Source organism: Dellaglioa sp. CoH-57-MRSF-21 (assembly GCF_056781915.1).
The window spans coordinates 1-665 of record NZ_JBXAXU010000030.1; the positions used below are offsets into that span (position 1 = coordinate 1).

Here is a 665-nt window from a genome sequence, read left to right on the forward strand (position 1 = left end):
AGGTTAATTAGGAAAACAAAATGACAACAGCGAACATTCCTGTTCAGCACCCGCGCCTGATAACGGCGGGTGCCCGGCCAACTACGGCTCAGCTTCTTCAGGGACAGTTGTCCATAAACTTCCCGGACCGAAGGTTTTACACTCTCGACAACACTGGTGCGATCATCAGCATAGGTGTGGCTCCCGGGGATTTGGCACCTGTTGCGTTCACCGGCAGCTATAACGATCTAACCAACAAGCCCTCGGGTGGCAACTACACTCTTCCGCCCGCCTCAGCATCAGTTTTGGGGGGCGTGATGGTACCAGCTTCGCAGGGTCTGGCAGTAGACACAAACGGTAATTTGACTAACGCAGGTGTCCTATCCGTGAACTCGCGGACGGGGGCCGTGACGCTGACCGCTACTGACGTGGGGTTGCCAACTGACCTGCTATCTGGGCCATCCGGCACAGTCGCTTCGAAGTACTTGCCGTCATCTATCACGGGCGGCCTGTCTTACAAAGGAAACTGGGATGCGAATGCAAACAGCCCGGTTCTAGCTAACGGCGGCGTTGCTGGCGGTACTGCTCAGGCAAATGGTTCGTACTACGTGGTTTCTGTTGCAGGCTCAACATCTATCGACGGCATCAGTACATGGGCCGTTGGTGACTTGGCACTGGTCTCCAAC

General features: G+C 55.6%; 1 protein-coding gene. It reads left to right on the forward strand.

What is annotated here, in order from left to right:
* Positions 1 to 20 precede the first annotated feature (20 nt).
* On the forward strand, positions 21 to 665 hold a 645-nt coding region (locus tag AC1RPQ_RS07735; protein WP_481762220.1), incomplete at its 3' end, for a hypothetical protein.